We start from the raw sequence: 19059 nt of genomic DNA on the forward strand, positions 1-19059 counted from the left end.
GGATCAGTAGCACTCGTGGTCGCCGGGCTTCACGCTCAGGTGCAGTCCGGTCAGCTTGAACGTTCCGGCGTTGACCGACCAGGCCGTCTGCCGGAGCCCGTTGATCGTGATGGTGTCCGCCTGCTGGCCGAAGGCACCGCTCTCGCCGGTCTCGCCGGAAGCGTTCTCGACCGTGGCGGCGTCGCGGCCGATCTGCATCTGGGTGAACGTGGCGTCTCCGGAGAGCTGCTTCAGGTCGATGACCATGTTCTCGGCGGTGGCGGGCTGGTCGCCCTGGCCGGCCTTGACCAGCAGCGTGACCTTGCCGACCGCGGTGTCCATCAGCACGGACTGGCACAGGTTGTGCAGTTCGACGTCGTCGATGACGGAGAGGGCGACGGGATGCTCGGTGCCGTCGCCGGAGGTGGCGACGTCGCCGAACTGGGCGAACCCGGTGCCCTTGAGCTGGTCCGCCGAGACCTTGAAGCTCTGCCCGGAGACCGCGAAGGACGAGGCGACGGCGCCCTGGGCGGTCAGGCCGACGAGGATGCCCGCGGCGCCGAGCGCCGGGATGAGGGCGAGCGCGAACCGCTTCCAGGCGGTACCGCCGGAGGCCCGAGGCGCCTCCGTTTGCGTCTCCGCTGCCATTGGATTCCTCCTTTACGGACACCGCTCGCGGGGCCCGCGACTGGACGAGGGGGCTGTGAGGTGCGCACTGCGGCGTGTTGCCCGGAACACCTTACCCGTGGGTAGGTGAGGAACATTACAATAGTTGATGTCACATTTCCAACCGCATGACCCGAGTGCGACTTCCGCCGGAAGTAGGTCCCTGATCAGCGCGGACGGTTCAGGAAGGCGAGGCCGTGGCAACGGACGACACCAGCAGGACTTACCCGAGCGGCGTTAGCGCCGCCTCCGGCGGCGATGGGTTCGACTACGACGTAGTCATCGTCGGATCGGGTTTCGGCGGAGCGGTCAGCGCCCTCCGCCTGACCGAAAAGGGCTACAAGGTCGGCATCCTCGAAGCGGGCCGGCGCTTCACCCCCGAGACCCTCCCCGAGACCTCGTGGGACCTGGCGAACTTCATCTGGGCGCCCGCCCTGGGCATGTACGGCATCCAGCGCATCCATCTGCTGCGCGACGTCATGATCCTGGCCGGCTCCGGTGTGGGAGGCGGCTCGCTGAACTACGCGAACACGCTCTACACGCCGCTCGACGACTTCTACGACGACCCCCAGTGGTGCGGCATCACCGACTGGCGCGCCGAACTGGCCCCCCACTACGACCAGGCGCGGCGCATGCTGGGCGTGCGCACCAACCCCACCATGACCCCTTCGGACGCACACCTGGAGAAGGTCGCCGAGGACATGGGCGTAGGCGACACCTTCCACCTGGCGCCCGTGGGCGTCTATTTCGGCGACGGCCAGGACGGCGACGGTGAGCACCGGGCCGAACCGGGCGAATCCGGCGGCGACCCCTACTTCGGCGGAGCCGGGCCGCAGCGGCGCGCCTGCGTCGAATGCGGATCGTGCATGACCGGTTGCAGGCACGGCGCCAAGAACACGCTCACCGAGAACTACCTCTACTTCGCCGAGCGCGACGGCGCGGTGATCCACCCGATGACGACGGTCGAGCGGCTGCGCGAACTGCCGCCCCGCGCCGACCGGGGGCCGGGCTACGCGGTGGACACCCTGGCCACCGGGGCGCCGCGCAAGCGCGCCCACGCCCGCACGTTCACCGCCCGCCAAGTCGTGGTGGCCGCCGGCACCTACGGCACGCAGAGCCTGCTGCACCGCATGCGCGACGGCGGCCTGCTGCCGCGGATGTCCGAACGCCTGGGCTCGCTGACGCGGACCAACTCCGAGTCGCTGGCCGGCGCGATGAGCAAGAGTAGCGACCCCCGGGAGGACTTCTCCCGCGGGGTGGCCATCACCTCCTCCATGCACCCCGACTCGCGAACCCACGTCGAGCCGGTCCGCTACGGCAAGGGTTCCAACGCCATGGGTCTGCTGGCCACCATGCAGGTGCCCGGCGGCGGCCGCGTGCCGCGGTGGCTGCGCTTCCTCGGACTCGCCGCGCGCCACCCCTACGTCTTCGCCCGCAGCCTCTCGGTGCGCCGCTTCTCCGAGCGCACCATCATCGGCCTGGTGATGCAGTCGCTGGACAACTCGCTGACGACGTTCACCCGGCGCGGTCTGCTGGGCGGTCGGGTGCTGACCTCCCGGCAGGGCCACGGCGAGCCGAACCCGACGTGGATCCCCCAAGGCCAAGAGGTGATGTCCCGACTGGCCGAGGAGATCGACGGCCATGCCGGCGGCACCGTCGGCGAGGTGCTGGACATCCCGCTGACAGCGCACTTCCTCGGCGGCTGCCCGATCGGGGCCTCACCCGAGACGGGCGTCGTCGACCCCTACCACCGGCTTTACGGACATCCCGGCGTGCACGTGGTCGACGGTTCGGCGGTCTCGGCGAACCTGGGCGTGAACCCGTCCCTGACGATCACCGCCCAGGCCGAGCGGGCGATGTCGTTCTGGCCGAACAAGGGCGAGGAGGACCCGCGTCCGGCACCGGGAACCGCCTACGAGCGCGTCGCCCCCGTGTTCCCGCACAGTCCGGCCGTCCCCGCGGGCGCCAGCGGTGAGCTGCGCTTCCACCCACCGCTGCCGCTGAGCGTCGTCGACGGCGGGGAGCGACGGGAGCCGACGGGGTAACGGAGTAGGAGAAGGAGGCGCGGGAGTGGTCGGGCGGGTGCGCAACCGCGGATACCCGCCCGGCCACTCCCGACCGCACGACACTCGCACGAGAGGAGCCGCCGTGACTCCCCTGCGGCACGCCGCCGACCGGGCCCGGATCGTGCGCACCCCCGACGGCGCCGAACTGCGGACGCACATCCGCGGACCCGAGCGGGCTCCGGTGGCTGCGGTGCTCGCCCACGGCTGGATGCAGGCCTCCGACACCTGGCGGCTGCAGGCCGCGCGGCTCGCCTCCGCAGGCGACGACGCGGTGCGCACGGTGCGTTGGGACGGGCGCGGCCACGGCGGGTCGACACCGGGCACCCGGCCGATCGCCAATGCGGCGCTCGGCGACGACCTGCTGCGGGTGCTGCAGGACTGCGCGCCGGAGGGCCCGGTGGTGCTGGCCGGCCACTCCATGGGCGGCCGGGCGATCATGGCGCTGGCGGCGGCACATCCCGAACTCTTCGGCGAGCGGGTCGCGGGCGTGCTGCTGGTGGCCACTGCCGCGGGCCGCCTGGAGACGACCGGGCCGGGCCACACGGTCGGCGCGCGGATGGCGGGCGGCGCCCGGCTCGCGGCCATGCGCTCCCTGCGGCGCGTCCCGGCGGCCGTGGACCGGCTGCGGGCCCTGCTGCCGCCGCGTTCGGCCGCCTACCGGGCCGCGGTGCGGCGGGTGGCGTTCGGCGCGGCCGCCGACCCGGTACGCGTGCGCGAGTGCGCCGAACTGATCCACGGCACACCCACCGAGGTGGCGGCGGGCTTTTACGAGACGCTGGCGGCCGAGGACCTCTCGGGCGGGCTGGCCGCGCTGCGCGAGGTCCCGGTCCGCATCCTGGCGGGGGGCCGGGACCGGCTGATCGGTAGAGGCGGCACGCGCGCACTGGCGCGTGCGCTACCGCATGCGCGACTGCGGGTGCTGCCGGGCCGCGGGCACATGCTCCCGCTAGAGGCGCCGGAGGCGGTCGGCGACGAACTGGCCGAAATGTGCCGTGCCGCCGCACGGCGGCCGGGCGGGGACTGAACGCCGCGGCCTTCACGCGGCCCCCGCCGGGCACCTCGCCTTCCGGGCGATCGGGAAGGGAGGGACCACCGGGGAACCACCACGAAGCGCCACCGAAGAGGGCTGCGGCGATGGGCCCCACCGCGCGAAGCGCCGCGCGGCAGCTTGCCGCCGAGCGCATGCACCGCAGTACCGCCAAACGCCGCCACCGCGTCGGCCGCACCTGCCGCACTGGTCGCCGTTCGCTCAGGGGCGGCGGCCCCGTTACCGCAGCTCGAAGGACTCAGCCGGCGGCAGAGGCCGCGGATTCGCCGTCGGTCGGCTCGGTGGCGGCCCCGTCCGCTGCGGCGGCGTCCGTTTCCGCACCGCCGACTGCCGCGGCCCCCTTGCGCTCGTTGATGTGCTCCAGGACCTCGGCGAAGTGCTCGCCCAGGACCTCGTGCAGGTGCCGCGCCATGGCGTCGGCGAGCAGGGCGTCGACCGCGGTCTGCGCCAGCGGCCGCAGGCGGCGCACCAGGACCGCTGTCTCCGCGATCTCCTCGCCCCTGAGGATGCCCTCGGGTGCGTGCTCGGCGAGGATGTGGTCGGCGACGGTGCGCACCAGCTCGCCGGCCAGCGCCCCGACACGCTCCTTCAGCCGCTCGGAGATGTCCAGCACGGTGCTCAGCTCCATACCGGCCGCCACCAGCTCGGCGCCGGCGTTGAGCAGGCGCGGGCTGGGCACCCGGAAACGCAGCCCTTCGCGCTCCAGTAGGCCGAGCCGCAGCGAGCGCGTGATGTTGGGCGCACTGACCTGGCCCGGGAACATCTCACGCAGTTCGCCCATGGTGATGTAGCCGGCGATCTCGTCGCTCCACGGGTCGCCGACGGCCGACTCGAAGCCGAGGATGTCGTTCAGGTCGCCCCCGCGCTCCCAGACGGTGACGAGTTCACTGATGTTGGCGAAGGTGTAGCCGCGCTTGAGCAACTGGCCGATGAGCCGCAGGCGCGCCAGGTGGGCCTCGGTGTAGATGCCCACGCGTCCCTCGCGGCGGGGCGGGGAGAGCAGCCCCCGGTCCTGGTAGACGCGGACGTTGCGCACCGTGGTACCCGCGAGCCGCGCCAACTCGTCGATGCGGTATTCGGCCATGGTCCCAAGCCTAGGGCGTCGCCGCGACGCGCGGCGGCGGCCTGCACAGGCGATCGGGGCGGCGTGGGGGGTCGGCGGCCCGCTCTCCTCCGGGTTCAACTACCGCTTGAATTGTGACAATGAGCGTTGTAATGTTTCGGCATCCAGGGTGTGGACGAGATCACACCCGCCCCTCAGGGCGCGACTACGGCGTCCGTGCCGAAGTGGTTCGCCACCGCCGCGGTCCGCCGGACTCGCGCCGGGCGGGAGAAGGAGGACCGACGTGACCGTTGAGTCGCAGACCCGCACGACCGACCGCGAAGACATCGCCAAACGCCTGCTGCGCTCCTCGGCCAAGGCGTCCTTCGACCCGCTGGTGGAGATCGACTGGGACGCCCCCGTGGACACCGACCGCTACGCGATCCGCCCGGAGCGGGTGTCCCTCTACGGCACCGACCTGTGGGAGATGCTCACCGAGGAGCAGCGCAAGGAGTTGAGTCGGCAGGAGATCGCCAGCCTCGCCAGCATCGGGATCTGGTTCGAGACCATCCTCATGCAGATGCTGGTACGCCACGCCTACGACCGCGACCCCACGTCCAACCACATCCAGTACGCCTATACCGAGATCGCCGACGAGTGCCGCCACTCGGTCATGTTCGCCAAGCTGCTCGGCAAACTCGACGCCCCCTACTACAAGCTCGATCCGGTTGCGCAGTTCCTCGGCCGCGTCTTCAAGGCCGTCTCCAACGGGCCGCTGACCTTCAGCGGCGCCCTGTTCGTGGAGGAGGTCCTGGACCAGCTGCAGCGCGAGATCATGGCCGACGAGTCGTTGGAGCCCCTCACCCGCGCCGTCTCGCGCATCCACGTCGTGGAGGAGGCGCGGCACATGCGCTACGCCCGCGAGGAGTTCGCGCGCGACTGGCGCAAGCGCGGCCCGCTCGTGCAGCACTACAGCCGCTTCGTGCTCGGCCTGGTCGTCTACTACTCCGCGACCCGGCTGATCAGCCCCAAGGCCTACGAGCGCGTCGGCTTGGACCCGCGCAAGGCGCGCCGAGCGGCGCGCCGCAACCCCCACTGGATCGACACGAAAACCTGGGCGGCCCGCAAGGTCGTCGAGACCCTCGACCGCGCCGGGGCCATCTCCGGCCCCGGCAGGCACCTGTGGCGCAAGGCCGGCCTGCTCGGCCGCCGCGGCAGCGGCTCACCCGCGGCCTCCGCCCCCTCGACCGCCGGCCCGGAGGCTCAACGCGCCTGAGCAACCGGGCCGGCTCCACCACCGGCGGTCCGGGCCCGCACCGCTGCCGGGCCCCGGACCGCCGCCCGCTCTACCGGCCGGAAAGGATCGGCTCACGTGAGTGACGACCAACACCCGACCGAGGGCCGCCAGGCGCCGCCTCCCCACTTCCGCGTCGCCGTCATCGGCACCGGGTTCGCCGGGATCGGCATGGCGGTCCGGCTCAAGCAGGCCGGACTCGACGACATCGTGCTGCTTGAGCGCGCCGACGACGTCGGCGGCACCTGGCGCGACAACGACTACCCCGGCGCCGCCTGCGACGTCCCCTCCCACCTCTACTCGTTCTCCTTCGCGCCCAACCCGGCCTGGAGCCGCAGCTTCTCGCCGCAGCCGGAGATCTGGGACTACCTGCGCCGGGTCGCCAAGGACTACGACGTGGTGCGCCACGTCCGGTTCGGCCACGACGTGACGGAGGCCCGCTGGGAGCCGGAGGCCAACCGCTGGCGGGTGCACACCAGCGGCGGCACCGTCACCGCGCAGTTCCTCGTGAGCGGCTGCGGGCCGCTGGCCGACCCGGCTCTGCCCGACATCCCCGGCATCGGTACCTTCGCCGGCTCGATGTTCCACTCGGCCGCCTGGGACCACGAGCGCGACCTCACCGGCCGCCGCGTAGCCGTGGTGGGCACCGGAGCCTCGGCGATCCAGTTCATCCCCGAGATCCAGCCCGACGCGGGCGAATTGCGGGTGTTCCAGCGCACGCCGCCGTGGGTCATCCCGCGCCACGACCGCGACATCACCCGCCTGGAGACCCGGCTGTTCCACCGGGTGCCGCTCGCCCAGCGCATCGCCCGCACCTGCATCTACTGGGGACGGGAGAACTACGTGTTCGGGTTCGTGAAGAACCCGCGGCTGCTGAAGGCGGCCGAGCGGCTCGCCCGGGCGAACCTGCGGCGCGGCGTCAAGGACCCCGAACTGCGACGCAAGCTCACCCCCGACTACACCATCGGCTGCAAGCGCATACTGCTGTCCAACGACTATTATCCGGCGCTGGCCCGGCCCAACGTCGAGGTCGTCACCGACCCCATCGCCGAGATCCGGCCCGACGCCGTGGTCACCCGGGACGGCACCCGGCACGAGGTCGACACCATCATCTTCGGCACGGGCTTCCAGGTGGCCGACCCGCCGATCGCGCAGCGGATCCGCGACGCCGACGGCGTGCTGCTGTCGGACCGCTGGGGCGACGACGTACAGGCGCTGCGCGGCACCACCGTGGCCGGATACCCCAACCTGTTCATCCTGGCCGGACCGAACACCGGGCTCGGCCACTCCTCCCAGGTGTTCATGATCGAGGCGCAGATCGCCTACACCATGGCCGCGCTGCGTTACGCCCATGACCACGGCGCCGACCGGCTCGAACCGCGCGCCGAGGCCCAGCAGGCCTACACCCGCGAGGTCGAGGAGCGGATGAGCGGCACGGTGTGGGTCTCCGGCGGTTGCGACAGCTGGTATCTGAACGACCGCGGCCGCAACACCACCTTGTGGCCCGGTTTCACCTGGGACTACGCGCTGCGCACCCGCCGCTTCGACCCCGGTTCCTACCACGTGCGCACCGCGCCCGAAAGCGGGGGCGGCCGGGCGCGCGGCTCGCTCCCGCGCGCCCTCGCCCGTGCGAGCGGGGGCGGCCGCGGTTGGCGGCGCGCCGGGGGCGCGGCGGTGACGGCGGCCGAGGGCGGCCTCCGCCGCGTGCGGGACGCCGGAAGGAGGACGCCGTGAGCGGCATGGGCGACGGCGAAGAGGAGTACCGCGGACCGGCGACCCTGGTGGCCGGCGGTGTGGAGGCATCGGTGGAGGCGCACCTTGCCGGTCACTTCGACCCGCTGGTGGGCGCCTACCGGTGGGTGGGCCGCGTCTCCCCCGACCCGGCCGCAGACGCCGCCTACGCGGCGGGCGACACCGCCGTCGTGCTGCGCACCCCCGAGGGCCACGAGGGCGAAGGCCGACTCGCCGAGGCCAACGTCTGGGGCGGGTACCGGGTGGTCGGCACCGGTACCCCGCCGTTCGCGGTGCCGCACGTGGTACCCGGCGAGGACTGAGTCGCGGGCCGAAAGACGGCCGGGGGCGGATCGCACGAAGGGGACCGTCCGCCATCCGGTGCGCGCCGATGCGCCCTGCGCCTCCCGAGGGAGCGCGGGGCGCGCGGTGTGTCCGGCCGGGCGGCCCTGCGGGGCGGCCTGCGGGGCGGCCCCGGGGGCTGCTACCAGGGATCCTCTTGGCGGAAGAACGCCGCGCTCGCCCACTCGGTGCGCTGCGCCGCGTAGCCCGGCTTGATCACCTGCTCGATGAGCGCCAACCGCTCGTCGTGGCCGATGAAGGCGGACTTCATCGCGTTGACGGTGAACCACCGCAGCGTGTCGAGGGTGTAGCCGAACTCCTCGGTGAGCAGCGCCATCTCCTCGCTGAGGGTGGTGCTGTCCAGCAGCCGGTTGTCGGTGTTGACGGTGACCCGGAACCGCAGCCTGCGCAGCGTGTCCACCGGGTGCTCGGCCAGCGACGGCAGCACCCCGGTGTTGACATTGGAGGTGGGGCACAACTCCAGCGGGATGCGCTTGTCCCGGATGTAGGCGGCGAGTTCGCCCAGCTTGGCCGAGCCGTCCTCGGCCACCGCGATGTCGTCGAAGATCCGCACGCCCTGGCCGAGCCGGTCCGCGCCGCACCACTGGATGGCCTCCCATACGGAGGACAGGCCGAAGCCCTCGCCGGCGTGCAGCGTCAAGTGGAAGTTGGCCCGCTTCACGTGCTCGCACGCGGAGATGTGGCGGGTGGGCGGGTATCCGGCCTCGGGACCGGCGATGTCGAAGCCGACGACGCCGCGGCTCCGGTAGCGCACGGCCAAGTCGGCGATCTCCAGCGAGTCGGCGGCCTGGCGCATCGCGGTCAGCAGCAGGCGCACGTCGACATCCTGCCCGAACAGCCGAGCCTTGGCCCGACCGACGCGCAGTCCCGCCAAGACGGCGTCGACCACCTGCTCGCGGCTGAGCCCGCCTTCGGTGTGCTGCTCCGGCGCCAGTTTGACCTCGGCGTAGACCACGCCGTCCGCGGCGAGGTCCTGGGCGCATTCCGCGGCGACGCGTGTCAGCGACTCCGCGTCCTGCAGCAGGTCCACCACCGGGTCCAGGCGGCGGGCCCGCTCCTCGGGCGTCGGCGCCGCCTCGGCGAACCAGGCGCGCAGCCGGTCGGGGTCGCCAGCGGGCAGCGGGGGCGCGCCGGCGCCGGCCTGAGCGGTGAGGTCGAGCACGGTGCCCGGTCGCAGACCGCCGACGAGGTGATCGTGCAGCAGCACCTTGGGCAGGCTCCGGATGGTCTCGTAGGGGAGACGCGTCATCTTCCTCCTCGGTGTCCGTCCTCCAGTGGGTAAATTGCCCGGCAGTCTAAACGAGCACCGCCGGTGAGGCACGGGAGGGGCCGGGTGATTCGCGTCTCGGGGCGGGAACCGGTTCCAAGGTTGCCGGCTCAGGGGGCCGCCGACTGCCCGGTCGGCGACGAGGGTCCGGTTCGTCCGGCGTCTATCGTGAACTTATGGCCGCGGGAAATCGCATTCCGTGGCCATAAGTTCACGACACTGGGAGAAGCCGACGGGACCGGCATCGGCGGCTCCCTCTCACCCCGGACCGACAGGGCTCCGCGCCGAGCCGCCCGCCGGCGGCAGCACGTGCTCGGAGACCTCCGAGTGCACCTGCTGCAGTCGCGCGCGGGCGGCGCGGCGCAGTCGGCCCAGGCACTCCACCGCCGCCGACTCGTCACCGACCAGCCCGCCCTTGACCACCGCGGGCACGCCGTCGAGCGGCCCGCCGCTGAGGGTGCCGTGCACGGCCAGCGGCAGCACCTCCCCGCCGACCTCGAAGCCGTGCACGTCCAGCGCGTCGAACACGCTGGAGGTGACGTCGCCGCCGGTGAGGAACAAGCCGCTGGGCAGGGCGTGGGTGCCGGCTTGCTCCTCGACGGCGGCGACCACCTCCGCCAGCAGTCCGGCCAGGCGCGCGGGCAGGGCGCGCACGGCCGGAAGAGTCTCCGGCGCGTCCTCGGGTGTGAGCAGCCGCAGGGCCACGACGTCGGGGAATCCGGACGAGGTGAGCCGTTCGACGAGTCGGCGGCCGACCTCGTCGGCGTGGTCGTGGTCGCCGCTTCCCAGTCGGGCCGGGTCGGCGTCGACGAACCGCACGGGGCCCGACCGGGCCAGCGCGGCGAACTGGCGCCGGCCCAACTCCGTGGTGCTGCCCCCGACGGCGAGCAGCGGTCCCGGCGCACCCGCCTGGCCGCGCAGCCGCAGCGCGTAGGCCAGCAGCGCTCCGCTCGGTCCGGGGTCGGCGGCCACCCACACGGTGCCGTCCTCCCGGTGGACCTCGGCCGCGGCCTGGGCGAGGTCCTCGATGCGCTGCTCGTCGGAGGCGTCGCAGACCAGGACAGGCTCGTCGCCCGAGCGCAGTTCGGCGGTGAGCATGCTCTGGGTCACCTGGCGGGCGGGCACCCGGCGCACGGCCAGATCACTCTGCCGGGCGAGCACCTGCGCCACGTCGCCGGTGTCCATCGGCCTGAAGGGATCGCGGGCGAGTTCGGTCTGCTCCAGGGGTAGGCCGCCGACGTGCTGGACGCCGTCGACCGTGGTGCGCCCTCCGGTGGGGAACGCGGGGACGACGAGCGCACGCACGGCCCAGCGGGCGGGCACGCGCTCGCGCACCGCGCGCCAGGCCGCCTCCAGTTCCGCGCCGACGTTGCCGCGCAGAGTGCTGTCGAGGCGCTTGACCACCAGGCCCACCGGCCACATCGCCTCGACGACGTCGGTGACCAGGTCGGCGGCCTGCTCGGCGGAGGCGTGCCGGGTATCGAGGTTGGCGACGACCACGTCGTACTCCTCGGCGACCGCGGTCACGTGCTCGGGGGTGACGGTGGTTACCCGCATACCGGCGCGCGCGAACCGGGCACCGGTGGCGTTGGCGCCGGTGAGGTCGTCGGCGACGACGAGTACCTGGGCCACGGGTTCCTCCCTTCCTCCTGCGCCGGAGACGCGACGCTGCGGGCGGCGGTGCGGCGCCGCTGCCGCCGCGGCGAGGCGGCGGCCGGGCCGGCGCGGGCGCCGCGCGCTCGCGCCGGCGCCCCGATGCGCCTTACGAGCCTCTCATCTTGGGTGGCGCAGCAGCGGCGTTCCGGCCAGTGCCGCGGCGGCGCACAGGGCGAGGACGTAGACGATCACGCCGGGCCAGCCCACGGTGTCGTAGAAGACGCCGCCGAGCCAGCCGAAAGTGCTGGAGCCCAGATAGTAGGCCAATGTGTACAGGGCCGCGGCCTGGGCGCGCGAGACGGTGGCCCGCCGGCCGACCCACGCCGATGCGGTGGCGTGCGCGGCGAAGAAGCCGAAGGTGAACAGCAGGAGCCCGCCGATCACCGCGGCGAGCGAGGAGGCGAGCAGCACGGCGGCGGCGACGGCCATCGCCGCCACGCCGCACAGCAGGACGGCGCGGCGCCCGGCGCGCTCGGTGGCGCGGCCCGCCGCCGCCGAGCCCGCGGTACCGGCGAGGTAGGCGACGAACAGGAACGCCACGAGGGTCTGGGACAGGTCGAAGGGCGGCCCGGTCATCCGGAAGCCGAGGTAGTTGTAGACGGTGACGAACGCGCCCATGAGGAACAGCGCCTGGCAGTAGAGGGCGAGGAGTCCGGGGTCGCTGACGGCGGAGCGCAACCGCCGGGCCAGACCGGGCCCCGCGGAGTCGCGGCGTTTGGGGACGAACCCGCGGGTGCGGGGGACGGCGGCGACGAAGACGACGAGTGCGGCGAGCGCGAGCAGGGAGTCGGCGGCCACGCCCCAGCGCCAGCCGCCGATGTCGGCCACGGCGCCGGCGACCAGGCGCCCGCTCATGCCGCCGACCGTGTTCCCGGCGATGTAGATACCGGCGACGCGGGACAGGTGGGCGTGGTGCACCTCCTCGGCGAGGTAGGCCATCGCGACGGCCGGAACCCCGCCCAGCGCGGCGCCTTGGATGCCGCGCAGCGCCAGCAGCGTCCACATGTCCGGAGCGAAGGGCGCCACCAGCCCCAGGGCGGTGGAGACGGTCAAGGCGACGGCCATCACCCGCACCCGTCCGATGCGGTCGGCGACGCCGCTCCACACGAGCACGAACACGGCCAGCCCGCCGGTGGCGAAGGACACGCTCAACGCGACCTGGGAGGCCGACGCGGAGAAGCTGTCGGCGAGCCCGGGCAGGACCGCCTGGACCGCATAGAGCTGGGCGAAGGTGGCGATCCCCGCGGCGGTCATCGCCACGACGATCCGCCGGTATCCCCCGCTGCCCGCCCGGTGCCCGGACCGGCTGTCTACCGCAGTCCCCTCATCCACACGTCCGACGTTAGCCGCCGCGAAACGCGCGACCGGCGGCGCACCCGGCGGCGCGCGATCCTTCGCGGCGGAAATCCCGGAAACCGTCCCTGAATCCGGGATCCCCCGCGAAGGCCGGAGGCCGGGCTGCACGGGTCGGCCTGAGAGGACCGCCCGGCCGCTACCGGGCGGCGGCACGCCGCGAGCGGCCGCCGGAGAGCAGCGCCGCCGCGGCTCCCGCCAGCAGGACCGCCGCGAACAGGCAGCTCAGCGCCGTGAATCCGAGCCCGGATGCGCCGGCCACCACGGGCGCCGCGGCGCTGGAGCCGATGTAGAGCCAGAAGCCGTACATCGCACCGGCACCGGCGACGTTCTCACCGGCGGCGACCGTACTCGCCTGCATCGCCGCGGGCGCGGCCACCGCTGTGGCCAGCACGAACCCCGCGACGAGCAGGGTGAACAGCGCCACCGAGCCCAGCGGCACGGACAGGCCGGCGGCCGCGAGGAACAGTGCGGCGAACGCGACGCTCAGGGCGAGCCGCTGCACCGGCGAGAATCGCGACAGCAGCGGCGTGACCAGCGGGGCGATCGCGATCGCGGGCAGTCCGCCGGCGCGCAGCGCGAGCAGCGCGCCGTCGTCGGCGGCCACACCGAGCGGATCGGCCAGCCGGATCGCCGCGTACAGCCCGACGAAGGCGAACAGCAGAGTGAGGGCGACCAGGTAGAGGGGGATGAGTGCAGGCTGTACCGCCGCGCGCAGCAGACCGCGGTAGGCGCCGGCCGGCGAGACGGTGCTGCCGGGCCGGTCGGGCACCAGCACGTAGCGGGCGGCCACGGCGACGACGGCGGTGACCGCGGCCGAGGCGAGGAAGACGGTCTGCCAGTCCCAGCGGGCGGCGAGGAGCTGGGCGGCGACTTGTGCGACGACCGCAGCCGCCAGGAACGAGCTGGTCAGCGCCGTGAAGGCGAGCGGCCTGCGGTGTGCGGGGATGTTGCGGGTCAGGTAGGCGATCGCGGTGGGTGCGAACGCCGCGGCCGCGCAGCCCTGGAGGAGGCGGGCGGCGATGACCGCCTCGATGGTCGGCATGAATGCGGTGACGGCGGCGAACAGAGCCGTGGCGGCGGTCCCGCCGACGATGAGCCGCCGGTAGCCCAGGCGCGGCCCCAGCGGACCGAGGACGAGGAAACCCAGCGCGTAGGCGGCACCGAATGCGGTCACCGCCCAACTGGCCTGGGCGACGGTGGAGCCGGTGGAGTCGGCGACCGCCGAGAGCAGCGGCAGCGCGAGGTAGAGCTGGCCGATCACGGCGAGCGCGGCCGCCGAGATCACCAGGATCTGCCAAGTCATGCGCGGCGCGGACGCGGCCGCGGGCGCCCCGGATAAGGACGCCCCGGCCGGACGCGCGACGGTGGTCTGGTCGGTGGACATGCCCCCATAAAAACCAACCAAATAGTTGGGTGTCAATTCGGTATGATGTGGCGCATGACACCTAGGGACAGCGCGGCCACCCGCCGCAAACTGCTGGAGGCGGGGCGCGAGGAGTTCGCCGAGCACGGCATCGCCGGCGGCCGGATCGACCGCATCGCGGCCGCGGCGGGCGTGAATAAGGAGCGCGTCTACGGCCACTTCGGCAGCAAGGAGAAGCTGTTCCAGGCGGTACTGGAGGCGGTGAAGGCCGAGCACGCGGCGGCGCTGCCCACGCCGGGCGAGGACGTCGGCGAGTGGGTCGGGCGGCTCTTCGACGCCCACGCGGCCAACCGCACGATGGTGCGGCTGACGATGTGGGAGGCGCTCTACTTCGAGGACCGCCCGCTGCCCGAAGACGAGGCCCGCTCCGACATCTACGCGGCCAAGGTGCTGGCCTTGGCGCGCACTCTGGGCGTGGAGCCCGACAGCGGCGTCGCAATGACACTGCTTTCGTTGATCGGGCTGGGCTCGTGGCCGTCCTCGATGCCGCAGATGGCGCGGCTGATCGTGGGGCCCCGGGTACTCACCGCCGCCGGCCACGCCGATCTGCGCGCGCACATCGTGCGCCTGGCCGACGCCGCCGTCGAGGGCGCGGGCCACACCGCGGCGGGGGGCGGCGCGGGCGGCGAGCCGCCGCCCTGATCCTCCCGTGCCCGCCGGACGCGGCGGCGGGCACGGGACCGACGCAAACCAAGCTCCAACGATCAGGTTGGAAAGGCGTCAGGTCGAGGCCACCGCCACGACCTGGCCGGAGCGGGCGCTGCGGCGGGCGGCCTCGATGACCTCCAGGCCGTGGACGACCTCGTGCAGCTCCACCGGCAGCGGCTCGCCCTCGCCGACCGAGTCGCGGACCGCCTGGTAGAACGCCGGATAGTCGCCGCGCTCGCTGCGGACCGTACGGGACTCCCGATCAGTGCCCAGCCGCCCCCACGCGGACTCCGGCTCGACTCCCCAGTCCGGGGCGTCGGGCCGCTCGCCCGCCTCCAGCCGCTGCTCCTGGGAGTCCAGACCGTGGACGGTGAAGGCGGCCTCGTCGCCCAGCACCCGGAAGCGCGGCCCCAGTTGGGCGGCCACGGCACTCATCCACAGGTGCGAGCGCACCCCGCCGGAGTGGGTCAGCGCGAGGAAGGAGTCGTCGTCGGCGGCGGCTCCGCGCCGGGCGTCGAGTTCGGCGTAGACCGACTCCACCGGCCCGAACAGGTTCACCGCCTGGTCGATCAGGTGCGGCCCCAGGTCCCAGAGGACGCCCGCGCCCGCATCGGGGCTGCCGCTGTCGCGCCACGTGCTCTTGGCCTCGGGCCGCCACCGCTCGAACCGCGACTCGAAACGGTGCACGCGGCCGAGCGCGCCGTCGTCGACGAGCTTCCACAGCGTGAGGAAGTCGGCGTCCCAGCGCCGGTTCTGGTAGACGGTCAGCGCCTGGCCCAGTTGCCGGGCCTCCTCGGCCAACTCCCGCGCCTCATCCGCACCCAGCGCGAACGGCTTGTCCACCACCGCGGCGAACCCGGCGTTCACCGCGGCGCGGGCGAGCGGGACATGGGTCTCGTTGGGCGTGGTGACCACCGCGATGTCGATGTCGCCGGTGCGCTTCCACAGTTCGTCGGCGGAAGGGATCACCTCGGCCCCGGGGTAGCGCTTGCGGACCGCTTCCTGCCGCTCGGGGTTGCCGGTCACCACCGCCGCCAGCCGCAGCCCGGGTGTGGCGTCGACCAGGGGAGCGTGGAACACCTCCCCGCCCTTGCCGTAGCCGATGACGGCGACCTGGAGTTCTCGTTCGTCGTTCGCAGAGGTCATGGGTTCCACGGTAGTGATCGGGCACCTCAACGCCTGCCAGCGCCCCGCAGCCGACACCACGGGACCGGATCTCGCCGTTACCGGGACGATGCCTCGACGAGCCCGATACTCTCCTGCTACCTGACTACACAGCGACAGCGAAGGTGACCGATGGCAGCACCGCTGGATCCGCTCGAACCGCCGGAGATCCCCGACAAGTCGGAGCGCATCGGGTTCGCCTGGCCCCTTGCCTCCCGATGCGCAATCACCTTGCCTACGGAGGTGTGGGAGTGGCTGGGGCTCGACCGTCCGGATGCCGTGGTCGATGTTCTCGGCCGCGCCGAGGAGATCGTCCTGCGTCCGCGTGTAGCCGTGCACCCCGACGACGCGTGGTTCTGGGAGGAAGGCCAGCAGCAGGCGGAGCGTGAGGTCGAAGCGGAAATCTCCGCCGGCGGGGTGGGGCCGGGCATGGCGCAGGAAGAGTTTCTCGCTCACTTGGACCGGCTGAGCTCCCGGCGTTCGGGGGATCCGCAGTGAAGTCGGCCGTTACCGAGGCGTTCGACAGCGACTTTACCCGTCTCCCTCACGCACAGCAGCGTCGTTTGAAACGAGCGATCCGGGAAGAACTGGTTGCAGCCGTCGAGAACGGTGCCCTCGACGGCGACAGTCCGCGACCGCGGGCCCTCGGACTCCGGCTCCGGTCCGCCGACGGCGTCTATGCCATCACGTGGGATTTCGGGACGCGTGAGGCGCACGCCACCTTCCACCTGGCGAAGTGTGACGACGGGGAAGTCCTGCTCGTCTGGCGCCGGCTAGGAGACCACTCCGCCCACCCCCACCGGTCCCGCTGAACGACGCGCAAGCGCGCATGGGCCGCCCTTCCGGGACGGCCCATGCCTGCTTGCGGCTTGAGTTCTCGGTAATTCTTCGGCTACGCCGCCAGCGGCTCCATCGCCTCGGCCGGGCTCAGGGCCAGGTCCAACACCTCGCGGACGTCGCTGACCGGGTGGACGGTGAGCTGTTCGCGGATGTCCTCGGGCACGTCGTCCAGGTCGGGCTCGTTGCGCGCGGGGATGAGGACCGTGGTGATCCCCGCCCGGTGCGCGGCGAGCAGCTTCTGCTTGACGCCGCCGATGGGCAGCACACGCCCGGTGAGGGAGACCTCTCCGGTCATGCCGACGTCGGAGCGCGCGGAGCGGCCCGAGAGCAGGGACGCCAGGGCCGTGGTCATGGTGACACCGGCGCTGGGCCCGTCCTTGGGGATCGCCCCCGCGGGGACGTGCAGGTGGACGCCGCGCTCCTTGAGGTCGCCGACCGGCAGCTCCAGTTCCGCGCCGCGCGAGCGCAGGTAGGAGAGCGCGATCTGGGCGGACTCCTTCATCACGTCGCCGAGCTGTCCGGTCAGGGTCAGCCCGCTCGCTCCGGACTCGGGGTCGGCCAGCGACGCCTCGACGAACAGTACGTCGCCGCCGGTCCCGGTGACCGCCAGGCCGGTGGCCACCCCCGGCACCGAGGTGCGCTCGGCGGTCTCCGGGGTGTGCTTGGGCCGTCCGATGAAGCCGGTCAGCTCGTCGGCGCCGACCCGGACCGGCAGTTCGCGCTCGCCCAGCGCCACGCCCGAGGCCACCTTGCGCAGCACCCGCGCGATCGTGCGCTCCAGCTCGCGGACGCCGGCCTCGCGGGTGTACTCGGCGGCGATGCGGCGCAGGGCCCCGTCGCCGAACTCGGCCTCGCCGGGCTCCAGGCCCGCCCGCTCCAGCTGGCGCGGGAGCAGGTGGTCGCGCCCGATGGTGACCTTCTCGTCCTCGGTGTAGCCGTCCAGCTGCACCAGTTCCATGCGGTCCAGCAGCGGGGCGGGGACGGTCTCCAGGGCGTTGGCGGTGGCCAGGAAGACGACGTCCGACAGGTCGAGGTCGACTTCCAGGTAGTGGTCGCGGAACGTGTGGTTCTGCTCCGGGTCGAGCACCTCCAGCAGCGCCGAGGTGGGGTCGCCGCGGAAGTCGCTGCCGACCTTGTCGATCTCGTCGAGCAGCACGACCGGGTTCATCGACCCCGACTCCTTGATGGCGCGCACGATGCGCCCGGGCAGCGCACCGACGTAGGTGCGCCGGTGGCCGCGGATCTCGGCCTCGTCACGCACTCCGCCCAGGGCCACGCGGGTGAACTCGCGCCCCATGGACCGCGCCACGGACTCGCCCAGCGAGGTCTTGCCCACGCCGGGCGGGCCGACCAGCGCCAGCACGGCGCCGCTGCGCCGGCCGCCGATCACGCCCTGCCCCTTGTCCTCGCGGCGCTTGCGCACCGCCAGGTACTCGACGATGCGCTCCTTGACGTCGTCGAGTCCGGAGTGGTCGGCGTCGAGGATCTCCCGCGCGCCGGCGATGTCGTACGCGTCGTCGGTGCGGGTGTTCCAGGGCATGCCCAGGATGGTGTCCAACCAGGTGCGGATCCACCCCGACTCCGGCGACGAGTCGCCGGCCCGCTCCAGCTTGTCCACCTCGGCCAGCGCGGCCTTGCGCACGTGGTCGGGCAGCTCGGCCGACTCCACGCGCTCGCGGTAGTCGTCCTCCTCGCTGCCGGGCTTGCCGTCGAGCTCGTTGAGCTCCTTGCGGATGGCCTCCATCTGGCGGCGCAGCAGGAACTCGCGCTGCTGCTTCTCGACGCCCTCCTGGACGTCCTGATCGATGGTCTCGGCGACGTCGAGCTCGGCCAGGTACTCGCGGGTCCACTCGTTGAGCAGCCGCAGCCGCTCGGCCACGTCGAGCGTCTCCAGCAGCTGCAGCTTCTGGCCCGTCTTGAGGAACGGGGAGTAGCCGCCGCGGTCGGCCAGGCTGCCCGGGTCGTCGAGCTGCTGGATGCCGTCCAGGATCTGCCAGGCGCCGCGCTTCTGCAGGTAGGTGGTCAGAAGCGACTTGTACTCGCGTGCCTGCTCCTGGACCTTGCCGGGGTAGCCGCCCTCGGGCGCCTGTTCCTCGTGGACCTCGGCCGAGACCCACAGCGCGGCGCCGGGGCCGGTCGTACCGCTGCCGACACGGGCCCGCGCCGTGCCGCGCAGGACCGCCGCCGGCTCGCCCTCGGGCGTGCGGCCGACCTGTTCGATGACGGCGACGGTGCCGCTCGCCGCGTAGTTGCCGTCGATGCGGGGCACGATCAGCACTCGCGGCTTGCTCGCGGAACGGACTCCTGGTCCCTTCTCGGAGCCGTCGCTCACGGCACGCGCCGCGTCGACGGCGGCGCGCACCTCCGAATCGGAGATGTCGACCGGCACGACCATGCCGGGGAGCACGACATCGTCGTCGAGGGGAAGCACGGGGAACGTCGCGTCGGACTGCGCTTCAGTCATCAGACCCTCCTTGTTGAGTCACTATCACTCAATAAACGAGAGTCCGCTTTTG

Annotated in this window: 15 protein-coding genes; 7 read left to right on the forward strand and 8 right to left on the reverse strand. The window is 72.7% G+C overall.

Going from position 1 to position 19059, the window contains the following annotated elements; genetic code table 11:
- Window positions 1–3: 3 nt before the first annotated feature.
- Window positions 4–627, reverse strand: coding sequence for a DUF6230 family protein (locus EKD16_RS19295; protein WP_131099861.1), 624 nt, complete (start codon window positions 625–627; stop codon window positions 4–6).
- 215 nt (window positions 628–842) lie between these two features.
- Here EKD16_RS19295 and EKD16_RS19300 point away from each other — a divergent pair, with 215 nt between their 5' ends.
- Both EKD16_RS19300 and EKD16_RS19305 read left to right on the forward strand, forming a co-directional pair.
- Window positions 843–2690: a GMC oxidoreductase gene (locus tag EKD16_RS19300; RefSeq protein ID WP_131099863.1), complete on the forward strand. Its 1848-nt coding sequence runs from the start codon at window positions 843–845 to the stop codon at window positions 2688–2690.
- 103 nt (window positions 2691–2793) lie between these two features.
- Window positions 2794–3735 carry an alpha/beta fold hydrolase gene (locus EKD16_RS19305; RefSeq protein WP_131099866.1) on the forward strand — a complete coding sequence of 314 codons (942 nt, stop codon included), beginning with the start codon at window positions 2794–2796 and terminating at the stop codon, window positions 3733–3735.
- A gap of 262 nt (window positions 3736–3997) precedes the next feature.
- Here the strand turns inward: EKD16_RS19305 and EKD16_RS19310 are convergent, their stop codons facing one another.
- Window positions 3998–4843 carry a MerR family transcriptional regulator gene (locus tag EKD16_RS19310; protein ID WP_131099869.1) on the reverse strand — a complete coding sequence of 282 codons (846 nt, stop codon included), beginning with the start codon at window positions 4841–4843 and terminating at the stop codon, window positions 3998–4000.
- Between the two features lie 262 nt (window positions 4844–5105).
- Here EKD16_RS19310 and EKD16_RS19315 point away from each other — a divergent pair, with 262 nt between their 5' ends.
- The 3 genes from EKD16_RS19315 to EKD16_RS19325 all read left to right on the forward strand — a co-directional run bounded on the left by EKD16_RS19315 (window position 5106) and on the right by EKD16_RS19325 (window position 8149).
- Window positions 5106–6077 (forward strand): AurF N-oxygenase family protein, encoded by a 972-nt coding sequence (locus EKD16_RS19315; protein ID WP_131099874.1) that lies wholly within the window; start codon window positions 5106–5108, stop codon window positions 6075–6077.
- Between the two features lie 189 nt (window positions 6078–6266).
- Window positions 6267–7829, forward strand: coding sequence for a flavin-containing monooxygenase (locus EKD16_RS19320; protein ID WP_131102791.1), 1563 nt, complete (start codon window positions 6267–6269; stop codon window positions 7827–7829).
- Window positions 7830–7834: 5 nt separating this feature from the next.
- Entirely contained in the window at window positions 7835–8149 is a 315-nt protein-coding gene (locus tag EKD16_RS19325; protein ID WP_394347351.1) for a DUF4873 domain-containing protein, read from the forward strand.
- Between the two features lie 161 nt (window positions 8150–8310).
- Here the strand turns inward: EKD16_RS19325 and EKD16_RS19330 are convergent, their stop codons facing one another.
- From EKD16_RS19330 to EKD16_RS19345, 4 genes are all read right to left on the reverse strand, one after another.
- A complete protein-coding gene (locus EKD16_RS19330; protein WP_131099878.1) occupies window positions 8311–9438 on the reverse strand; it encodes an adenosine deaminase in 1128 nt (375 codons plus the stop codon).
- 276 nt (window positions 9439–9714) lie between these two features.
- Window positions 9715–11088 carry a four-carbon acid sugar kinase family protein gene (locus EKD16_RS19335; RefSeq protein WP_131099880.1) on the reverse strand — a complete coding sequence of 458 codons (1374 nt, stop codon included), beginning with the start codon at window positions 11086–11088 and terminating at the stop codon, window positions 9715–9717.
- 141 nt (window positions 11089–11229) lie between these two features.
- The gene (locus EKD16_RS19340) at window positions 11230–12366 is read right to left on the reverse strand and encodes an MFS transporter (RefSeq protein ID WP_131102792.1); all 1137 of its coding nucleotides are present in this window, start codon (window positions 12364–12366) and stop codon (window positions 11230–11232) included.
- Window positions 12367–12604: 238 nt separating this feature from the next.
- Complete coding sequence (locus EKD16_RS19345; protein ID WP_131099883.1) at window positions 12605–13852, reverse strand: MFS transporter; 1248 nt, start codon at window positions 13850–13852, stop codon at window positions 12605–12607.
- Between the two features lie 54 nt (window positions 13853–13906).
- Between EKD16_RS19345 and EKD16_RS19350 the strand changes: the two genes are divergently transcribed.
- Window positions 13907–14533, forward strand: a complete 627-nt coding sequence (locus EKD16_RS19350) for a TetR/AcrR family transcriptional regulator (protein ID WP_131099885.1) — start codon at window positions 13907–13909, stop codon at window positions 14531–14533.
- Between the two features lie 78 nt (window positions 14534–14611).
- On the opposite strand, the gene EKD16_RS19355 is transcribed toward EKD16_RS19350, so the two are convergent.
- Complete coding sequence (locus EKD16_RS19355) at window positions 14612–15685, reverse strand: Gfo/Idh/MocA family oxidoreductase (RefSeq protein ID WP_131099889.1); 1074 nt, start codon at window positions 15683–15685, stop codon at window positions 14612–14614.
- Window positions 15686–15835: 150 nt separating this feature from the next.
- On the opposite strand from EKD16_RS19355, the gene EKD16_RS19360 reads away from it, so the two are divergent.
- Complete coding sequence (locus EKD16_RS19360; RefSeq protein WP_242677066.1) at window positions 15836–16201, forward strand: hypothetical protein; 366 nt, start codon at window positions 15836–15838, stop codon at window positions 16199–16201.
- 394 nt (window positions 16202–16595) lie between these two features.
- On the opposite strand, the gene lon is transcribed toward EKD16_RS19360, so the two are convergent.
- A complete protein-coding gene (gene lon / locus EKD16_RS19365; RefSeq protein WP_131099891.1) occupies window positions 16596–19007 on the reverse strand; it encodes an endopeptidase La in 2412 nt (803 codons plus the stop codon).
- Between the last annotated feature and the right edge of the window lie 52 nt (window positions 19008–19059).

The sequence above is a fragment of the Streptomonospora litoralis genome, assembly GCF_004323735.1.
GTDB lineage: Bacteria > Actinomycetota > Actinomycetes > Streptosporangiales > Streptosporangiaceae > Streptomonospora > Streptomonospora litoralis.

Excerpts from the sequence above, each read along its gene's own strand:
- EKD16_RS19355 (WP_131099889.1), bottom strand. The coding sequence starts at position 15,685 with ATGACCTCTGCGAACGACGAACGAGAACTCCAGGTCGCCGTCATCGGC.
- lon (WP_131099891.1), bottom strand. The coding sequence starts at position 19,007 with ATGACTGAAGCGCAGTCCGACGCGACGTTCCCCGTGCTTCCCCTCGAC.
- EKD16_RS19340 (WP_131102792.1), bottom strand. The coding sequence starts at position 12,366 with ATGACCGCCGCGGGGATCGCCACCTTCGCCCAGCTCTATGCGGTCCAG.
- EKD16_RS19350 (WP_131099885.1), top strand. The coding sequence starts at position 13,907 with ATGACACCTAGGGACAGCGCGGCCACCCGCCGCAAACTGCTGGAGGCG.
- EKD16_RS19325 (WP_394347351.1), top strand. The coding sequence starts at position 7,835 with ATGGGCGACGGCGAAGAGGAGTACCGCGGACCGGCGACCCTGGTGGCC.
- EKD16_RS19345 (WP_131099883.1), bottom strand. The coding sequence starts at position 13,852 with ATGTCCACCGACCAGACCACCGTCGCGCGTCCGGCCGGGGCGTCCTTA.
- EKD16_RS19330 (WP_131099878.1), bottom strand. The coding sequence starts at position 9,438 with ATGACGCGTCTCCCCTACGAGACCATCCGGAGCCTGCCCAAGGTGCTG.
- EKD16_RS19320 (WP_131102791.1), top strand. The coding sequence starts at position 6,267 with ATGGCGGTCCGGCTCAAGCAGGCCGGACTCGACGACATCGTGCTGCTT.
- EKD16_RS19295 (WP_131099861.1), bottom strand. The coding sequence starts at position 627 with ATGGCAGCGGAGACGCAAACGGAGGCGCCTCGGGCCTCCGGCGGTACC.
- EKD16_RS19360 (WP_242677066.1), top strand. The coding sequence starts at position 15,836 with ATGGCAGCACCGCTGGATCCGCTCGAACCGCCGGAGATCCCCGACAAG.
- EKD16_RS19310 (WP_131099869.1), bottom strand. The coding sequence starts at position 4,843 with ATGGCCGAATACCGCATCGACGAGTTGGCGCGGCTCGCGGGTACCACG.